Genomic DNA, 16,868 nt, shown 5'->3' with positions numbered 1-16,868 from the left:
CTTGCGGGAGAAGGTGGCCCCGAAGGGGCCGGATGAGGGGTTCGTCCGTCGCGACCGCCCCCTCATCCGTCTCGCGCTTTCAGCGCGATCCACCTTCTCCCGCAAGGGGAGAAGGAAAGCGCGTCAATCCCGCAAATCCACGCGCACCGGCACATGGTCCGACGGCTTGTCCTTCGTCCGCATCTCTCGGTCGATCTTCACGCCCTCCAGACGGTCGGCGGCCTGTGGCGACAGCAGCAAATGGTCGATGCGCAGCCCCTGGTTCTTCGGCCAGCACCCCGCCTGATAGTCCCAGAACGTGTATTGCTTCGCCTCGTCCGTGGTGGCGCGGAGGGCGTCGGTGAATCCGAGCGCCAGCAGTTCGCGGAATTTCTGCCGGGTCGGCAGGGCGTAAAGCGCGTCGCCCAGCCATGCCGCGGGATCGTGGACGTCGCGCGCGTCGGGAATCACATTGTAGTCGCCTGCGAGCACGAACACTTCTTCATGTTTGAGCATGGCGCGGGCGTGCGCAATGAGACGGTCCATCCAGGCGAGTTTGTAGGCGTATTTCTCCGTCCCCAGCGGATTGCCGTTGGGCAGATAGAGACAGCCGACCCGCGCCACGCGCGGCCCGAAGGGAATGACGGCCTCGATGTAGCGCGATTGCTCGTCGCTTTCGTCGCCGGGCAGGCCGGGAACGCATTCCATCGGCGCCTTGGAGAGCAGCGCGACGCCGTTGTAACTCTTCTGCCCGTGCACGGCGACATTGTAGCCGGCCGCCTCGATCTCCAGACGGGGGAAGGCGTCGTCCTGGCACTTGATCTCCTGCAGGCACAGGACGTCGGGCGAGACGTCGCGCAGATAGGCGAGCACCAGGTCGAGCCGCAGCCGAACCGAATTGATGTTCCAGGTGGCGATTCGCATTTCAGCGACGCGCGGCGCGCGAAAAAACGGGCGGCCGCTCGCGCATCAGTTTTGGAGTCGGCCCGTGCGGCGTCACGCCCTCGCGCATCAGCGCGCGGCGCAGCGGTCCGAACGCCGAGAAAAAGTTCAGCGCGAAGGCGCGGGCGAAATCCACGGGCAGCGCATGGACCAGCAGCGAGCGGTTGAGAACGTCGATGCTGTTGACCCTGAAACCGATGTCGCGCGCCCGGTCGCGCTCGTAGCGTCTGAGCGCACGCGAGATTGGGTCGGGTTCGTCGAGGTCAAGGCCTTCGAGGCAGTCGACGAGATTGGCGACGTCGCGCAGAGTCAGGTTCAATCCCTGCGCGCCGATCGGCGGGAACAGATGCGCGGATTCGCCGATCAGGGCGAGGCGCAGCCCGGTGACCCGGTCCGTCTTCAGCGCCCCCATCGGGAAGGCGCCGACGGGACCGTCCAGTTCGATGTGACCGAACCTGTCGTGCGACTGGTCCTGGATTTCCCCCGCCAGTTCCTCGGGCGAAAGGGCCTGCAAGCGCGCGGCCTCGCGCGGCGTCACCAGCCAGACCATGCTCGAGCGATGCGGCGCGCCCTCGCGGCCCTGCAACGGCACGAAGGTGAAGGGGCCGCTGCGCTTGTGCCATTCCGTCGAAATATTGTGGTGCGGCTTTTCATGCTTGAGCAGCACGGTGATCGCCGTCTGCGGATAGGTCCAGGTCTTGACCGTGATGCCGGCGATCTGGCGCGCCTGCGAGTTGCGGCCCTCGCCGGCGACGATGAATTGCGCGTCGATCCAGCCGCCGCCGACCAGCTTCGCCCGGGCGCCGGAATAATTCAGCTCGAACCCGTCCAAAAAACCTTCGATCAGCGTGATCGCCGGATTGGCGCGCGCCGCCGCCGCCAGTTCCGCCACCAGCGCGTTGTTCTCGATGTTCTGGCCGAAGGCGTCGAGGTCGATCTCCCGCGAGCGAAACTCTTTGGGCTCGGTGGGAAACATCGAGCCGGTGTCGTCGATCAGCCTGATCCCCTCCATCGGCGCCGCATGGGGCTCGCAGGCCTCCCAAAGGTTCAGCGCGCGAAAAAATCGCAGGCTGCCCTCGAACAGGGCGACCGTGCGTCCCGCGAGATGGGTCTCGACCTTGCCCACCACGATGACGCTGCGCCCCTGCGCGGCGAAGGCGTGCGCGGCGGAAAGCCCGGCCGCGCCTGCGCCGACGACAAGCACATCACATGCGTGGGGAATTTCTGTCTCGCTCATGCCGGATCTCCTGAGGCTCCATTTAGGGGTGTTGCCGATGCGAGTTCAAGGGCGGCCCGCGTTAAGCCTGCGATCATGTTCATCTTGAATGTGCTTCACGCTTGCGCGCTGATGCGCGGGGGAGGCCCAATGGCGAAAGATACTTCCAGACGTGCGGTCTTGCTGGGCATGGCGGGTTTCGCCGCGGGCGGGCTTGGCATATCCGCGTGGCGCGGCCGCGATCGCCTGGCAAATCTGTTCAACCCGTTTGCCGCCGACCGTTTCGATCTGCCGCCGCTGGCGGGCCTGACCGACGCGGTGGGCGTGCAAGTTCCCGGCTTCTCCGCCGCCGACATCGCGGACAAGACCGTGTTTCTCAACGCCTTCGCCTCCTGGTGCCCGCAATGCCGCGAGGAACACCAGGCTTTGGTCGATTTCGCCCGCGCCGGCGCGACCATTTACGGCGTCGCATCGGCGGACGATCCGGCGAATACCCTCAAATACCTGCGGGCGTTCGGCAATCCCTATGCGCGGCTCGGCGTTGATCGAAAAGGCTGGCTCTATCGCGTGCTGGGCGCGCGCGGGATACCCGCGAGCTTTGTCCTGGAGCCGGGCGGCAGACTCTCGTTCGCGCATGTCGGGCCGATCACGCTCAGTGCGTTGCAGGCCCGCGTCGGCCCCGCCCTGAAATTGTGAAGCGCCGCTTTCGCGGTCTTGGTTTTGCCGGTGTTAACCGTTACACGTTTTCGTGAACGCGTGCGCGCCCGCGGGGCGTAGAGGTTCGATCCGGAGGTTTGCATGAACAAGACCATTCTGCTGGGCGTCGCCTTCGCCGGGGCGTTGACGCTCGGCGGCTGCGGCTACACGCAGGAACAGCGGACGGTGAATGGCGCGGCCGTGGGCGCGGCGTCCGGCGCGATGATCGGCGGTCTCGCCAGCGGCAGCGCGGGCGGGGCGGTCGCGGGCGCGCTGCTCGGCGGCGCCGCCGGCGGCGTCATCGGCGCCAACAGCAATCCGCCGCCGCCGCCCCGCCGCCGCTGCGCCGAGTGGGAAGAGGATTTCTACGGCCGCCGCCACTGCATCGCGTGGTTTTGAATTGAAGGAACGGGCGCCCTCCTTCTCCCCTTGCGGGAGAAGGTGGCGCCTCAGGCGCCGGATGAGGGGTTCGTCCCGGCGTCGTTGAAAAAGACCCCTCATCCGTCTCGCGGCCATAGCCCGTCGAAAGACGGGCGTCTTTCGACGCTCTACGGCCGCGAGCCACCTTCTCCCGCAGGGGGAGCAGGAATTTCTCGGCGCCATATGCATCCACGCCCCGACTCCCCGCTCGTCGAAAAATTCGTGGCTTCGCCTAACCATGGCGCGCGGCTTGTTGCTCCAACCGACGCGCTGATCCTCCATTACACCGGCATGCCCACCGGCGAGGTGGCGCTGGACCTGTTGACCACGGAGCGGGGCGGCGTTTCCTGCCATTATCTCGTCTGGGAGGATGGCCGCATCTGGCAGCTCGTGGCGGAGGATTGTCGCGCCTGGCATGCGGGCAAGAGTTTTTGGGCCGGAGAAACCGATCTCAACTCCCGCTCCATCGGAGTCGAAATCGTCAACCCGGGTCATGACGGCGGCTGCCCGCCATACCCCGAGCCGCAGATCGCCGCGGTGATCGCGCTGTGCCAAGACATTTGCGCCCGCAAGGCGATTCCGCCATGTCGCGTCCTCGCCCATTCCGACATCGCGCCGTCGCGCAAGATCGACCCCGGCGAGTATTTTCCATGGGCGCGCCTGCATGCGGCAGGCGTCGGTCTGTGGGCCGGGCCGTCAAGCATCCGGCCCGGCCCGATTTATGAGCCCGGCGCGCTCGGCCCACCTGTGGCGGCGCTGCAACAAATGCTCGCGGCCTACGGCTACGGCGTCGAGGTCACGGGACTCTATGACGCCGCGACGCAAGACGTGGTCGCCGCCTTCCAGCGTCATTTTCGGCCGGAAAAGGTGGACGGGATCGCGGATGTCTCGACGCTGGAGACGCTGCGCGCGCTTCATCGTCTTTTGAGCTAAAGTCCCGCGATGGAAACGCGTCCCAAACTTGCCGTCATTCTCGCCGGCGGCCTCGCCCGCCGCATGGACGGCGCGCAAAAACCGCTGCTCGCGCTCGGCGGCCGGCGGCTGATCGACCACGTGGTCGATCGTGCGCGTGCGCAAAACCTCGATGTCGTCGTGAACCTCCACGCCGTCACGCCGGAGGTCGCGGCGCCGTTTGCCGGATTGCCTCTCATCGCCGACGCCATTCCAGGCCATGCCGGGCCGCTGGCGGGGATTTTGGCCGCGCTGGACTATGCCGAGGGTTTTGGGTCCGTGCTGAGCCTGCCCTGCGACACGCCGTTTTTGCCGGACGATCTGGCGGACCGCCTCAGCGAAGCCGCGCGCAAAACCCGCGACGGCCTCGCTTGCGCGGCGTCCGGCGGGCGCGTCCATCCGGTGGTCGGGCTCTGGCCGGTCTCCCTGCGCGAAAACCTGCGCCGCGCGCTGGTCGAGGGCGTGCGCGGCGTCGGCCAGTTCCAACGCCGCTTCGACTGCGCGACCGTCGAATGGCCGACAAAACCGCGCAATCCCTTCATGAACGTCAACACGCCCGAGGATCTGGCTCAAGCCGAGGCGCTGTTGGCGCCAAAAATTCTGGATCTGCGCGGCCTCAAATGCCCGCTGCCGGTGTTGAAGACTCGAAAAGTTCTGGCGGAAATGGCGCCGGGGGAGCGGGTCGAAGTGTCCTGCACCGATCCCATGAGTTTTGTCGACGTGCCGCATCTCGTGCGCGAGACCGGAAATGTGCTGGAGGCGCAAAGCCGCGCCGAAGGCGTCGCGGTGTTCCTCATCCGCAGGCAGGTCCGATGACTGCCCTGGCCGCCGTGATCTACGACGAAGGCGAGCCTGTCGACACGCTGTTCGCCCAGGTGCGCGCGGCGCTGGAGGCGCGCGGCCAGCGAGTCGGAGGCGTGACGCAGACCCCGTGCGCGGAAACGGTTTACGCCGTGCATATCGACAGCGGCCGCACGTTCGACCTGATGCAGAATCTCGGCCCCTGCGCGAGCGGCTGCCGGCTGGACAGCGGCGCGCTCGCCGAAGTCGCCGGTCTGCTGGCGCAGAGCCTTGCGCGCAAACCCGACCTGCTGCTGATCAGCCGGTTCGGTCGCGCCGAGGCGGAGGGCCGGGGTTTTATCGCCGAAATCGGCGCGGCCGCGGCTATGGGACAACCCACGCTGGTCGGCGTCTCCCGCAAGCGCGCGGCTGACTGGCGCGCCTATGCGGGGGAGTTCGCCTGCGAACTGCCTTGCGACGCCGACGCGGTTCTGGCGTGGCGCGAAAATCTGATCTGAAGAGCGGATGGCGGCGTCAGCCCTGATCGTTGAGCGGCGGTTTTTCGCTGTAGTCGATCGCATGCGAAAGGGTCGCCGCAACCTGTTCGGCGAGGCAGCGATAGCCCCGGTCGTTCATGTGCAGCTGGTCCGGGCCGATCAGGTCCTCGCGGCCGCTGAGGTCCGCGAGCCGGCGCATGGCGTCGAACCGCGAGATCAGGGTCACGCCGCTCTCGCCGGCGATCTGCGCGGTGGCGTCGCGCACGGCGAGATAATGGGGATTGGCGGCGAATTTGCGCGTCCATTGCATGCCGACCAGCATCACATCGTCGCCGCGCTGCCGGAGAAACCCCAGCGCCGAGCGCAGGGTCCGCTCGTAGTCGCCGATCGGCACGTCCCTCAGGCCGTCGTTGGTGCCGACCTGCCAGATCACCAGATCGGGACGTTGTTTGGGGAGGTCTCGGCGCAGCCGTTCCACCGTCACAGCGGCCGTTTCGCCGCCGATGCCGAGATTGATCACCTCGAACTCGGTCGCGGGCAGCGCCAGATTGAGCAGCGCGCGCAGCTGCGCGGGATAGCTGCGGGTGGGCGCGGAGGCGCCGACGCCCTCTGTCGAGGAGGAGCCGATGGCGACGATCCGCACGCTGCGTCCCGACAGCAGCGCTTCGGAGAATTTCGGCAGGCCCGCGACATGGGCGGGCAAGGTGGCGGCGCAGGACGCCTCGGGCGTGACGCGCAGCTGACGCTCATGCGTCTCGCCTGGCGCGACAACAGGAAACGCGGCGAAAGCCGCGACAATCCCCATGAGAGTGAAACGCAGTCGAGTGTTCATGCACGATCCTGAAAGGCAAATCGAGCTTGCCCTTGGCGCGCGCGCAGGTCAATGATGCAGCGCAACAAATCGGGCTAGACCTTCAGCTAGTCTTACCCGATTGTTGAACTCCGCTTCTTGCCGGGCGTCTTGCTGACGCAACGGCGTCAACAAAGTGTGATGACGTCCCGCGTTTAATCACGCGTTAACCATCAGCGGATCACCCCGCCGCCGCCACCGCCTGGGCGATCCCCGCATATTGGAAGCCGGCCGCCACCGCGACAAAACCGTGCCAGATCGCGTTCTGGAATTTCAGCGTGTGCCAGCGGTAGAACAGCACGCCGACCGAATAGAACAGGCCGCCGACCAGGGTCAGAACGAGCGTCGCCATCGGCAGATTGTCGAACAGCGATTTGGCGGCCACCACGCCGACCCAGCCCAGCGCCAGATAGACGAACAGCGACGCCTTGTCGTAGCGGCCGGGCAAGAACACTTTTACGGCCGCGCCGCCCAGCGCCACCACCCAGACGAAAATGGCCAGGGACCACGCGAAAATCCCGGAGGGCAGTTGCGACAGCAGCGCCGTATAGGTGCCGGCGATCATCAGATAGATCGAGGCGTGGTCGAAGCGCCGCAAGATCCATTTGAGATTGGAGGGCGGCGTCATGTTGTAGGCGCAGGAAAAGCCGAACAGCAGGAAAAAGCCCGCCGCATAGGCGCCGAAGGCGAAGGCCTCGGACACCGCGCCGCGCTCGACCGCATGGTTGATGAGCACGCCGAAGGCGATCAGCCCGGCGACAATGGCGATGGCGTGAACAAAGCCATCGGCGATCAGTTCATCGACGCCATAGAGGCGTTTCTTCAGACGCGGATGATCTTCGGGCAGCGACATGAACAGCTCCGGTTCAGCAAGGTTCAGAGTTAAACTAAAACTTGAGGCGGGATGATGGCAAGGGTCAGGGGCCGACCGCCTTGGCGATTCCGGCGAACTGGCAGGCGCTGGCGACAGCGACGAAACCGTGCCAGATGGCGCTCTGGAACTTCAGGCTGTTCCAAAGGTGGAACGGAACGCCGAGCGAATACATGACCCCGCCCGCGACCGTGAGGATGACGGTCTCCGGCGGCAGACTTGTCGTCAGGCGGGGGGCGTCGGCCAGCGCGCCCCACCCGAGCGCAAGATAGAGCGCCAGCAGCAGCCGGTCGAATCGGCCCGGCGGCGCCAGCAGCGCAACGCCGGCGCCGATCAGGGAGACGAGCCACACGCAAGACGCCAGAACCCAGGCGCCGCCGTCCTTGGTCAGCGACAGCAGCGCCGTATAGGTGCCGGATATCATCAGGAAGATTGCGGCATGGTCGAGGCGGCGCAGCAGCCATTTGGTGCGGCTCGGCGGGCTGAGATTATAGGCGCAGGAACAGCCGAACAGCACGAAGAACGCAATCGCGTAAACGCCGATGGCGGCCGTGTTCTCCGCGTCACCCTTCTGGCCGAGGCGAAAGAACAATATGGCGAAGCCGATCAGTCCGCCGGCGATGGCCAGGCCATGCACCAGGGCGTCGGCGATCAATTCCGCGGGCGTGTAGTGGCGTTTGAAAAAGTGGGGCAAGGGCTCGGACATGGGTCCGTAACGCCAGAGGCCCCGGTTTGGTTGCTGCGGCGTTTGCCGTTTCGGAAGCTTCAGCGGTCGGCGCGCGTCGTCACGCCAGAATATGCGGCTCGACGGCCTCCATCAGCATGTCCAGCCCGAAAGCGGCCGCCTGCGCGCGGATGTCGCTGCGATCGAGATCGGGCGAAAAATTCTTGCGGACAATTTTGACGGGGCGCTCGTCGCGGGCGAGGGCGAAAAAAACCGTGCCCACCGGCTTGTCGGCGGAGCCGCCCTCCGGCCCGGCGATCCCCGAAACCGCGAGGGCGAGATGGGCGCGGGAATTTTCCAGCGCGCCGAGCGCCATGGCCTCGACCGCCGCCTCGGAGACAGCGCCGTGCCGGGCGATCAGCTCCTTGGCGACGCCGAGCAGATCGATCTTGGCCTCGTTGCTGTAGGTGACGAAGCCGCGCTCGAAAACATCCGAGGAGCCCGGAATTTCGGTGAGCGCGGCGGCGATCAGGCCGCCGGTGCAGCTTTCGGCGGTGGCGAGCTTGAGCTTTCGCTCGCGCGCCGCCGCCAGCAGCTTTTCGGACTGCTCGACCAGATGCCGTTTCATGCCCCTCTCCCCTTTTCCTAGGGGAGGCGCACCGTCGCCACAGCCTGCGCGGCGATGCCCTCCTGCCTTCCGGTAAACCCGAGTTGTTCCGAGGTGGTCGCCTTGACCGCCACCCTATCGAGCGGCAGGTCCATGATTTCGGCGATGCGCGCGCGAATAGCCTCGCGGTGCGGGCCGATCTTGGGACGTTCGCAGATCAACGTGGCGTCAATATGGGCGATGCGCCCCCCTCGCGCGGAAACCAGCGCCACGGCGTGGGCGAGAAAGCGGTCGGAGGAGGCGCCGCGCCATTTTTCGTCGCTGGGCGGGAAATGCGCGCCGATGTCGCCGTCGGCGATGGCGCCGAGCACGGCGTCGGTGATGGCGTGCAGCAGCACGTCGGCGTCGGAATGGCCGATCAGGGCCTGGGTATGCGCGATTTTCACACCGCCGAGCCAGACATGGTCGCCCTCGCCGAGCGCATGGACGTCAAATCCCATGCCGGTGCGAATGTCGGGCAGATCGTTCAAGAGCTTGGCTTCGGCGCGCACAAAATCCTCCAGTGTGGTCAGTTTGCCGTTTTCCGCCTCTCCAGGGAAGACGAAAACGCAATGGCCCGCCCATTCGGCGACGGCGGCGTCATCGGTCAGTTCGCCGGCGCCCTCCGCCTTCGCGGAGAGATGGGCCTTGTGGATCAGGCCGAAACGAAACGCCTGCGGCGTCTGCACGGCGCGCAGCGTGGCGCGCTCCGGCGTCGCCACGATGCGGGCGTCCCCGGCGATCTGCTTGATCGTGTCGGTGACGGCGAGGCCGGGAATGCCCGCGCCTTTCCGCGCCGCGTCCTTCGCCCGCTCGATCAGGGCGGCGCTGACGAAGGGGCGCGCGGCGTCGTGGATCAGGACGAGATCGTCGGCGCCGCAGACGCGGGCCAGCGTGTCGAGGCCGTTGCAGACGCTCTCCTGGCGGGTCGCGCCGCCGATGGTCGGCGGCAGCAATCGCTCGCGCAAATCTTGAGACAGCGGCGCCACGGCGGCGTCATAGAGGTCGCGGTCGTCGGCGTGGATGACGGTCAAGGCCCGCGCATCCGGCGCGGCGCGCAACAGCGCCTCCAGCGTGCGGGTCAAGACCTGCCTGCCGCCGAGTTCGCGATATTGCTTCGGCCCGCCGGCGCCCGCGCGCGATCCGCGCCCCGCCGCGACAACAAGGAAAACGCAAAGCTCCGCCATGCAAACTCCGCCTGTCATTTCCACGCGCGTCATGGCCGGGCTTGTCCCGGCCATCCACGCCGTGATGAAGCGCGACCAAACGCTTTGGAAGGCTCGAATCTTTCGGACTCCGATGAAGTCGCGGCTCGGCGTGGACGCCCGGCACAAGGCCGGGCATGACGACCGTTGTCAAGCCGCCGCCGTTTTTCTTTGCAGCATCCAAGAATCTGTCTAAAATGAATGCATGGACCTTTTTGCTCAACAAACATGCAGCGATCTCTGCGATCCCTGGCATGTGGGCGGGCTGGCGCTGCAGGGCCGCGCGCTGCTGGCGCCGATGGCCGGGATCACCGATCTCGCCATGAGGCGGCTGGCGCGGCGCTTTGGCGCGGCCCTGGCCTTTTCCGAAATGGTGGCGAGCGACGCGCGCGGCCGCGACCGGCGCGAATCGCTGCTGCGCCTGCAAGGCGATGGCGTGACGCCGCACGCCGTGCAGATCGCCGGCTGCGATCCCGCCCAGATGGCCGAGGCCGCGCACCGGGCGGAGCAGGCCGGCGCCGACCTGATCGACATCAACATGGGCTGTCCGGCGCGGCGCGTGACCGGGGGCGCCGCGGGATCCGCGCTGATGCGCGACCTCGATCTCGCGCAAGCCCTGATCGCCGCGACCGTGCGCGCCACCAAAATCCCGGTCAGCGTCAAAATGCGGCTCGGCTGGGACCGCGATGCGCTCAACGCCCCGGAACTGGCGCGCCGCGCCGAAGGGGAGGGCGCGGTCATGGTCACGGTGCACGGCCGCACCCGCAACCAGTTTTACACGGGCGAGGCCGACTGGGCGGCGATCCGCGCCACGGTCGAGGCGGTCCAGATTCCGGTGGTCGCCAACGGCGATTGCCGCGACGCCGCCGACGCGCGCAAAATGCTGGCGCTCTCGGGCGCGAAGGCGGTGATGATCGGCCGCGCCGCGCTGGGCCAGCCCTGGCTGGTCGGCGACATCGCCCATCAGCTGGCGTGCGGTTTTGCGCGCGCAAGCCTGCCGGCCGAAACGCGCCGCGCCGCCGCTGTAGAGCACTTCGAAACCCTTCTAAAAATTTTCGGCGAGACCCACGGCCTGCGCCATGCGCGAAAGCATCTGGCCGCCTATGCCGACCAGGCCGCCCGCGACGGTTTTGATATCGATCCTCACGCGCGCCGCCGCCTCGTCGAAAGCGAGGACCCGCGCGAGGTCCAGGACCTTTTGCAGAACCTCTACGCCCCGCCCCGGAAGGAAGCCGCATGAAGGCCAAGAAAATCCAGAGTCTTGGCGCGCCCTTCGGCGTTCTGCCCATAAATGAGGCTGAATGCGAAATGGACGCCTGCATGGCGACCCATCTGCTCAATGCGCTGCCGCATCCGCTGCTGTCGGTCGGCGGCGACGGCAAGATCCACGACGCCAACCCGTCCGCCGAGCTGTTTTTCGCCATGTCGCGCAACGCGCTGCGAAAAATCCGCTTTCATGACCTGCTGCCGTTCGGTTCGCCGCTGATCGGCGCCATCGAGCAGGTGCGCGCCCGCCGCGCGCCGATCAACGAATATCGCGTCGATCTGGGCACGCCGCGCATCGGCGTCGAGCGCTATGTGGACATTCACATCGCGCCGCTGCCGCAGCTCGACAATGGCGTGGTGGTGATGCTTCAGGAGCGCACCATCGCCGACAAGATGGACCGCCAGCTCACCCATCGCGGCGCGGCGCGTTCGCTGTCCGCCATGGGCGCGATGATGGCCCATGAGATCAAGAATCCGCTGTCGGGCATTCGCGGCGCCGCGCAACTGCTGGAGACGGCGTTGGGCGACGAGGACCGGGCTCTGTGCCGGCTGATTTGCGACGAGACCGACCGCATCGTCCATCTGGTCGATCGCATGGAGGCGTTTTCCGACGGGCGGCCGGTGGAGCGCCGGGCGATCAACATCCACGAAGTGCTGGAGCACGTGCGAAAAGTGGCGCAGGCCGGCTTCGCCCGCAACATCCGCTTCGTCGAATCCTACGATCCCTCGCTGCCGCCGGTGCTGGCCAATCGCGACCAGCTGATCCAGGTGTTTCTCAACCTGGTGAAGAACGCGGCCGAGGCGATCGGACCGGACGCGCTTCAAGGCGAGATCGAGCTGACCACCGCCTATCGTCCGGGCGTGCGCATTCGCGCGCCGGGCAAGGCCTCGCCGGTCAGCCTGCCCTTGGAGTTCTGCGTGCGCGACAACGGCCCCGGCGTGCCCGAAGACCTCGTCCAGCATCTGTTCGACCCCTTTGTGACCACGAAAACGTCAGGCTCTGGCCTCGGACTTGCATTGGTTGCGAAAATCGTGGGCGATCACGGCGGGGTCATCGAATGCGAATCGCATCCCCGCAAAACCGTGTTCCGCATGCTCATGCCCGTTTATTCCCGCCGCGACGTCTGAAGCGGTTTTTGGAGGTTTTTGAATGCCAACCGGCAATATTCTCGTCGCCGATGATGACGCCGCCATCCGCACCGTGGTCGGCCAGGCGCTGACCCGCGCCGGCTACGACGTGCGCACCACCGGCGCGGCCACCACGCTGTGGCGCTGGATCGAGGCCGGCGAGGGCGATCTGGTGATCACCGACGTGGTCATGCCCGACGAGAACGCCTTTGAACTGCTTCCCCGCGTGAAAAAGGCGCGGCCGGATCTGCCGGTGATCGTGATGAGCGCCCAGAACACGTTCATGACCGCGATCAAGGCCTCCGAGCGCGGCGCCTACGAATATCTGCCCAAACCCTTCGACCTCAAGGAGCTGCTGGCCATCGTCGGCCGCGCCATGAGCGAGCCCCGGTCAAAGCGCGCGGCGCCGGAGCCTGATGACCTCGACGCCATGCCGCTGGTTGGCCGCTCGCCGGCCATGCAGGACATTTATCGCGCGCTGGCGCGGCTGATGCAGTCGGACCTCACGGTGATGATCACCGGCGAATCCGGCACCGGCAAGGAACTGGTCGCGCGCGCCCTGCACGATTACGGCAAGCGCAAAAAAGGCCCGTTCGTGCCGATCAATGTCGCCGCCATCCCGCGCGACCTCATCGAATCCGAGCTGTTCGGCCACGAGAAGGGCGCGTTCACCGGGGCCAACTCCCGCTCCATCGGCCGGTTCGAACAGGCCGAGGGCGGCACGCTGTTTCTGGATGAAATCGGCGACATGCCAATGGACGCGCAGACCCGGCTGCTTCGCGTGCTGCAACAGGGCGAATACACCACGGTGGGCGGGCGCACGCCGATCAAGACCAACGTGCGCATTGTCGCCGCCACCAACAAGGACTTGCGCGTCCTGATCCAGCAGGGACTGTTCCGCGAAGACCTGTTTTTCCGCCTCAACGTGGTGCCGCTGCGCCTGCCGCCGCTGCGCGAGCGCAGCGAGGACGTCGGCGACCTCGCCCGTCACTTCTTCACCCAGGCCGCCAACGAGGGCCTGCCGCTGAAGTCGCTGGAGCCGCTCGCGCTCGACCGCCTCAAGCGCTACAAATGGCCGGGCAACATCCGCGAGCTGGAAAACCTCGTCCGCCGCTTGGCCGCGCTGTATCCGCAGGACATCATCTCCGAGCAGATCGTGGTTTCGGAACTGGGGCTCGACACCGCCAGCGGCGCGCCGCGCCCGACGCCGCCGAGCGGCTCGGCCTCGCTGTCGGCGCAGCCGGCGCACTCGGACGAGTCGCTCGCCATGTCGGTCGAGCGCCACCTGACCGAACTGTTCAAGGCCCACGGCGACAACCTGCCGCCCCCCGGCCTCTACCACCGCATTTTGCGCGAGGTCGAATATCCCCTGATTTCGATCGCGCTGGCGGCGACGCGCGGCAACCAGATCAAGGCGGCGGAATTGTTGGGCCTCAACCGCAACACGCTGCGCAAAAAAGTGCGGGACCTGGATGTGCGGCTGATGCGCACCTCGCGTTAAGCACGGCGGATGAAGCGCGTCCCCTCGCCCCGCTTTAGCGGGGAGAGGGACAGGGTGAGGGGCAGGGGCGCTGGCTTCATTGTCGTCAGGAAAGCCCGCGAGACGAAGCGTTGGGCGCGACGCAAGCCGCCCCCGCCGTCATTGCGAGCCAACGGGTCCAGCCTTTGGCCGGCCCGATGACAGGCTCCGCGAAGCAATCCAGAACTCACGCGAGCGACGCATGATCGCGTGAGCGCAGAAGACCAACACCGGCGCCAAAAGCGCCAGCGGGTGAAAAGTGAAAACGGATTCGCCCGGCTTGACAAAAGCCAAAATTTTGTTCTCGTTATGTTCCACGTGAAACATTTTTGTGCAAAACCTTGATTTACCGAGATTTTACTCACCCCAGCGTGAGCGCGCCGCCGCGCCTCACCGGAAACAACCTCGGAGTTGTGCGCGCGAAAATCGACATGTTTTTCGCGTTTTTTTCGCGAAAATGCAGAAAAACACGCGATTTGCGATCAATTCTTTCGTATCGATTTCAACTCCAGATAGAATTTTCCCGGAATCGCCCCGCCGCCGCCCGGCGCATTCAGGCCAAAAACATACCACGCGATCGCCGCCGCTTGGAAAACGACGGATTGGATAACGACGGACATGGGCGACGCGACAAAAAAAGGGAACCCGCTTGGCTTGCGCGCGTCCCGCGCGCGGGGAGCCGGCATCCACTTCGCTTGAAAATGCGCTAAACCGCTACGCGCATCGCTGCGCGGGGAATGACGCTTCAATCATGTCGGCGACTTCGTCCAAGGGCCGAGGCTGGCTGTAGAGAAAGCCTTGGATGGAGGTCACGCCGCGATGGATCAGAACCTCCAATTGTTCGCGCGTCTCCACGCCTTCGGCGACGAGCTTGGCGTCGAGACTTTTCGCGAGCTGAGTCATGGCGCCGACGACAGCAAGCGACTTGGAATCGTCGATGCTCTTGACGAAGGCGCGATCGATCTTGATCTTGTGAAAGGGAAAGCGGCTCAGATAGCTCAAGCTTGAATAGCCGGTGCCGAAATCGTCAAGGGCGAGACGCACGCCAAGCGCGGCCAATTCCTCGAAGATTTGCAGCGTCACATTCGGGTCCTGGATCACGACGGATTCCGTCACCTCGATTTCAAGCCGGCGCGCCGGAAGCCCCGAGACGGCCAGAACCTGCTTGACCCTCTGCAGGATGTCGCCGCGCCGAAATTGCAGCGGCGAGACGTTCACGGCGACGCGGATCTGGTCCGGCCATGTGGTCGCGTCGTGACAGGCGCGCTCCAGCACCCATTGACCGATATCGACGATCATCCCCGATTCCTCCGCGATCGGGATGAACTCGGCGGGAGAAACCAGGCCTTCCGTCGGATGCCGCCAGCGCACGAGCGCTTCGAAGGTCTCGATCTGGCCCGTCCTGCCATCGACGATGGGTTGATAATAGAGATCGAGTTCCCGATTGGCCGTGGCGTTGCGGAGATCGGCGCCGAGGCGTCGTCGCCGCTCGGCTTTCGCCTGCATTTCAGCGGTGAAGTGGCGGTAACATCCCCGACCCTGCTCCTTGGCGTGGTAGAGGGCCAAATCCGCATTGGCCAAAATCTCTTCGGCCGACCGAGCCTGTGCGGGCGCCAGAGCCACGCCGGCGCTGGCGCCGATATTGAGTCTTTGACCTTCGATGTCATACGGGCGGCCAATCTCGGCGATCAGGCGCTCGCAGATCGCGCTCGGAACGACCGCGGTCGGCGAAGGCGCGATCACGACGACGAATTCATCTCCGCCGAGGCGCGCGACGAAGTCTTCCGGCCGCAGACAGGCCTTGAGGCGGCGGCTGACCTCGATCAGCAATTTGTCGCCCATGAGGTGTCCGAGCGTGTCGTTGACGTCCTTGAAGGCGTCGAGATCCACGCAAAGAACGGCAAAGGGGCGCGCATCCAATCGAAAGGTCTGGAGCGTCGCCTCAAGTTTGCGGAAGAGTTGGGCGCGGTTCGGCAGGCCGGTGAGGGCGTCGAACAGCGCCATGCGCTCCATTTTGCGCGCGGCCGTGCGCGCGTAAGTCACCTCTTCGGCGAGAAGAACGAGTCCGCCATCGGCAAGGGGATCGAAGCGAAAGTCGAAAATGCGTTGGCCGAGTTCCGCCGTGAGCACCGCTGCCTTCATGTTCTGGACGTGAAGGTTGAAATTCATGAGAAATTTGAGAGCTTCGGGATCGTCGATCTGTCTTGCGATGACGATCCGCCGCGCCATTTCCTGCACGCTTTGGCCAACCAGATCCTCTGTCAGGCCGAAGAGAACCTGCAAGCGGCTGTTGACGACGAGCAGGCGGCCCGTGTCGTCCACCAGGCAAAAGCCTTGGGACATAGTGTCCAGGGCGCTATCGAAGCGCTGCTTGTTCGTTTTCGCCTGTCTGCCGCGCATGAGGGCCGCAACCATGAGCGCGCCGATCATCAGGGAGGAGGCCGGAACGATCTGGAGAAGCGTGGAACGGGTGCTTTGCGACGTCGCAAGCTCCTTTCGCATCTCCTCGGCGCTGCGCACCATGCCGGAGTGCAGCTGTTTGACCTCGGCGAGCATATGTTCGCGGTTCACCGTCGTCGATTTGTCATTGGCCTGTATAATGGCGGCCTGGGGCGAGAATTTCAGACAGAGCTGAGCGGTGTCGGTCTGATAGGATATGAATTCGTCGATCATGAGGGAGATTTTTATCTTCTCCGCTTCGGGAAGATGGTCCCCGATCTTGGACAGAAGGATGCGCCGCTGGCTGTCGACTTGGGCGATTTTGTCTTCAAGACTGGCGGATTTTGATCGCGCGGTCGTCGTGTCGGGCGCCATGATCACGGCGCCGACCTGCGCAACCGCCTGTTCCACGGTCTGGACCAAATTCGAGGACGCCAGGGCGACTTCATAAGCCTCCACCAAGCCTTCGATTTGACCGCGGTTCAACTCGCTGAGGCGCGTGACAAAAGCGAAAAGCCCTAAAGCCATCATCAAGGAAAGGCCCATGACAGCCCAAAGTTTGGCGCCGAACGAAATCCGCATCGATGGAGCTTTCCTGTATCGCGTGCTCGTCGGCGCATTCGGCCATTGGCGTCGACGCCGTCGGCAGCCGAATTGCGTCGGCGGCGATGGCGAGCTCTACAGCCGGGAAAATGTCGACAAGCATGACGTGGTTCGGATGCTGGGGGACAACCATAAGTTGTTGATCCAGCTCCTATCTAGCTCCAGCTTCTTGCCGCCCGGTTAAGCCGGCGTTCAC

General features: G+C 65.3%; 17 protein-coding genes. 9 read left to right on the top strand and 8 right to left on the bottom strand.

The genetic code is table 11. The features are described from left to right. Positions 1-123 precede the first annotated feature (123 nt). Positions 124-903: an exodeoxyribonuclease III gene (xth, locus tag GJ654_RS09405; protein WP_155445896.1), complete on the bottom strand. Its 780-nt coding sequence runs from the start codon at positions 901-903 to the stop codon at positions 124-126. Between the two features lies 1 nt (position 904). Then, the gene (locus GJ654_RS09400; RefSeq protein WP_155445895.1) at positions 905-2,158 is read right to left on the bottom strand and encodes an FAD-dependent monooxygenase; all 1,254 of its coding nucleotides are present in this window, start codon (positions 2,156-2,158) and stop codon (positions 905-907) included. 129 nt (positions 2,159-2,287) lie between these two features. Here GJ654_RS09400 and GJ654_RS09395 point away from each other — a divergent pair, with 129 nt between their 5' ends. From GJ654_RS09395 to GJ654_RS09375, 5 genes are all read left to right on the top strand, one after another. After that, on the top strand, positions 2,288-2,833 hold the full coding sequence (locus tag GJ654_RS09395; RefSeq protein WP_196305488.1) for a redoxin family protein: 546 nt from the start codon (positions 2,288-2,290) through the stop codon (positions 2,831-2,833). Between the two features lie 102 nt (positions 2,834-2,935). Next, positions 2,936-3,232 carry a hypothetical protein gene (locus GJ654_RS09390; RefSeq protein ID WP_155445893.1) on the top strand — a complete coding sequence of 99 codons (297 nt, stop codon included), beginning with the start codon at positions 2,936-2,938 and terminating at the stop codon, positions 3,230-3,232. A gap of 204 nt (positions 3,233-3,436) precedes the next feature. Beyond that, the gene (locus GJ654_RS09385) at positions 3,437-4,186 is read left to right on the top strand and encodes an N-acetylmuramoyl-L-alanine amidase (RefSeq protein WP_155445892.1); all 750 of its coding nucleotides are present in this window, start codon (positions 3,437-3,439) and stop codon (positions 4,184-4,186) included. 9 nt (positions 4,187-4,195) lie between these two features. After that, complete coding sequence (mobA, locus tag GJ654_RS09380) at positions 4,196-5,020, top strand: molybdenum cofactor guanylyltransferase MobA (RefSeq protein ID WP_155445891.1); 825 nt, start codon at positions 4,196-4,198, stop codon at positions 5,018-5,020. Beyond that, positions 5,017-5,502: a DUF2478 domain-containing protein gene (locus GJ654_RS09375; protein WP_155445890.1), complete on the top strand. Its 486-nt coding sequence runs from the start codon at positions 5,017-5,019 to the stop codon at positions 5,500-5,502. Before mobA ends, GJ654_RS09375 begins: the two co-directional genes overlap by 4 nt. A 16-nt stretch (positions 5,503-5,518) precedes the next feature. On the opposite strand, the gene GJ654_RS09370 is transcribed toward GJ654_RS09375, so the two are convergent. The 5 genes from GJ654_RS09370 to GJ654_RS09350 form a co-directional block, all read right to left on the bottom strand. After that, positions 5,519-6,313 carry an SGNH/GDSL hydrolase family protein gene (locus GJ654_RS09370; RefSeq protein WP_155445889.1) on the bottom strand — a complete coding sequence of 265 codons (795 nt, stop codon included), beginning with the start codon at positions 6,311-6,313 and terminating at the stop codon, positions 5,519-5,521. 199 nt (positions 6,314-6,512) lie between these two features. Continuing rightward, the gene (gene trhA / locus GJ654_RS09365) at positions 6,513-7,184 is read right to left on the bottom strand and encodes a PAQR family membrane homeostasis protein TrhA (RefSeq protein ID WP_155445888.1); all 672 of its coding nucleotides are present in this window, start codon (positions 7,182-7,184) and stop codon (positions 6,513-6,515) included. Between the two features lie 64 nt (positions 7,185-7,248). Beyond that, complete coding sequence (gene trhA, locus GJ654_RS09360; protein ID WP_155445887.1) at positions 7,249-7,908, bottom strand: PAQR family membrane homeostasis protein TrhA; 660 nt, start codon at positions 7,906-7,908, stop codon at positions 7,249-7,251. A 79-nt stretch (positions 7,909-7,987) separates the two neighbouring features. After that, entirely contained in the window at positions 7,988-8,494 is a 507-nt protein-coding gene (locus GJ654_RS09355; RefSeq protein WP_155445886.1) for a CinA family protein, read from the bottom strand. Between the two features lie 17 nt (positions 8,495-8,511). Continuing rightward, positions 8,512-9,699, bottom strand: coding sequence for a bifunctional 2-C-methyl-D-erythritol 4-phosphate cytidylyltransferase/2-C-methyl-D-erythritol 2,4-cyclodiphosphate synthase (locus GJ654_RS09350; RefSeq protein ID WP_155445885.1), 1,188 nt, complete (start codon positions 9,697-9,699; stop codon positions 8,512-8,514). 223 nt (positions 9,700-9,922) lie between these two features. Here GJ654_RS09350 and dusB point away from each other — a divergent pair, with 223 nt between their 5' ends. From dusB to ntrC, 3 genes are all read left to right on the top strand, one after another. After that, positions 9,923-10,957 carry a tRNA dihydrouridine synthase DusB gene (gene dusB / locus GJ654_RS09345; RefSeq protein ID WP_155445884.1) on the top strand — a complete coding sequence of 345 codons (1,035 nt, stop codon included), beginning with the start codon at positions 9,923-9,925 and terminating at the stop codon, positions 10,955-10,957. A gap of 68 nt (positions 10,958-11,025) precedes the next feature. Then, entirely contained in the window at positions 11,026-12,111 is a 1,086-nt protein-coding gene (locus tag GJ654_RS09340) for a two-component system sensor histidine kinase NtrB (RefSeq protein WP_155445957.1), read from the top strand. 22 nt (positions 12,112-12,133) lie between these two features. Beyond that, the gene (ntrC, locus tag GJ654_RS09335) at positions 12,134-13,612 is read left to right on the top strand and encodes a nitrogen regulation protein NR(I) (RefSeq protein WP_155445883.1); all 1,479 of its coding nucleotides are present in this window, start codon (positions 12,134-12,136) and stop codon (positions 13,610-13,612) included. Between the two features lie 732 nt (positions 13,613-14,344). Here the strand turns inward: ntrC and GJ654_RS09330 are convergent. After that, entirely contained in the window at positions 14,345-16,528 is a 2,184-nt protein-coding gene (locus GJ654_RS09330; protein ID WP_196305487.1) for a putative bifunctional diguanylate cyclase/phosphodiesterase, read from the bottom strand. Positions 16,529-16,613: 85 nt separating this feature from the next. On the opposite strand from GJ654_RS09330, the gene GJ654_RS20770 reads away from it, so the two are divergent. After that, positions 16,614-16,856 (top strand): hypothetical protein, encoded by a 243-nt coding sequence (locus GJ654_RS20770; RefSeq protein ID WP_196305486.1) that lies wholly within the window; start codon positions 16,614-16,616, stop codon positions 16,854-16,856. The last annotated feature ends 12 nt before the right edge of the window (positions 16,857-16,868 follow it).

It is taken from the genome of Rhodoblastus acidophilus (genome assembly GCF_009720655.1).
Classification (GTDB): Bacteria; Pseudomonadota; Alphaproteobacteria; order Rhizobiales; family Beijerinckiaceae; genus Rhodoblastus; species Rhodoblastus acidophilus_A.
This window is presented reverse-complemented; position numbering and strand designations above follow the sequence as displayed.

Coding starts and splice junctions, on each gene's coding strand:
- xth (WP_155445896.1), bottom strand. CDS start 903: ATGCGAATCGCCACCTGGAACATCAATTCGGTTCGGCTGCGGCTCGAC.
- GJ654_RS09370 (WP_155445889.1), bottom strand. CDS start 6,313: ATGAACACTCGACTGCGTTTCACTCTCATGGGGATTGTCGCGGCTTTC.
- ntrC (WP_155445883.1), top strand. CDS start 12,134: ATGCCAACCGGCAATATTCTCGTCGCCGATGATGACGCCGCCATCCGC.
- trhA (WP_155445888.1), bottom strand. CDS start 7,184: ATGTCGCTGCCCGAAGATCATCCGCGTCTGAAGAAACGCCTCTATGGC.
- GJ654_RS09350 (WP_155445885.1), bottom strand. CDS start 9,699: ATGGCGGAGCTTTGCGTTTTCCTTGTTGTCGCGGCGGGGCGCGGATCG.
- GJ654_RS09385 (WP_155445892.1), top strand. CDS start 3,437: ATGCATCCACGCCCCGACTCCCCGCTCGTCGAAAAATTCGTGGCTTCG.
- GJ654_RS09400 (WP_155445895.1), bottom strand. CDS start 2,158: ATGAGCGAGACAGAAATTCCCCACGCATGTGATGTGCTTGTCGTCGGC.
- GJ654_RS09340 (WP_155445957.1), top strand. CDS start 11,026: ATGGACGCCTGCATGGCGACCCATCTGCTCAATGCGCTGCCGCATCCG.
- GJ654_RS09395 (WP_196305488.1), top strand. CDS start 2,288: ATGGCGAAAGATACTTCCAGACGTGCGGTCTTGCTGGGCATGGCGGGT.
- dusB (WP_155445884.1), top strand. CDS start 9,923: ATGGACCTTTTTGCTCAACAAACATGCAGCGATCTCTGCGATCCCTGG.
- GJ654_RS09390 (WP_155445893.1), top strand. CDS start 2,936: ATGAACAAGACCATTCTGCTGGGCGTCGCCTTCGCCGGGGCGTTGACG.
- GJ654_RS09375 (WP_155445890.1), top strand. CDS start 5,017: ATGACTGCCCTGGCCGCCGTGATCTACGACGAAGGCGAGCCTGTCGAC.
- trhA (WP_155445887.1), bottom strand. CDS start 7,908: ATGTCCGAGCCCTTGCCCCACTTTTTCAAACGCCACTACACGCCCGCG.
- GJ654_RS09355 (WP_155445886.1), bottom strand. CDS start 8,494: ATGAAACGGCATCTGGTCGAGCAGTCCGAAAAGCTGCTGGCGGCGGCG.
- GJ654_RS20770 (WP_196305486.1), top strand. CDS start 16,614: ATGACAGCCCAAAGTTTGGCGCCGAACGAAATCCGCATCGATGGAGCT.
- mobA (WP_155445891.1), top strand. CDS start 4,196: ATGGAAACGCGTCCCAAACTTGCCGTCATTCTCGCCGGCGGCCTCGCC.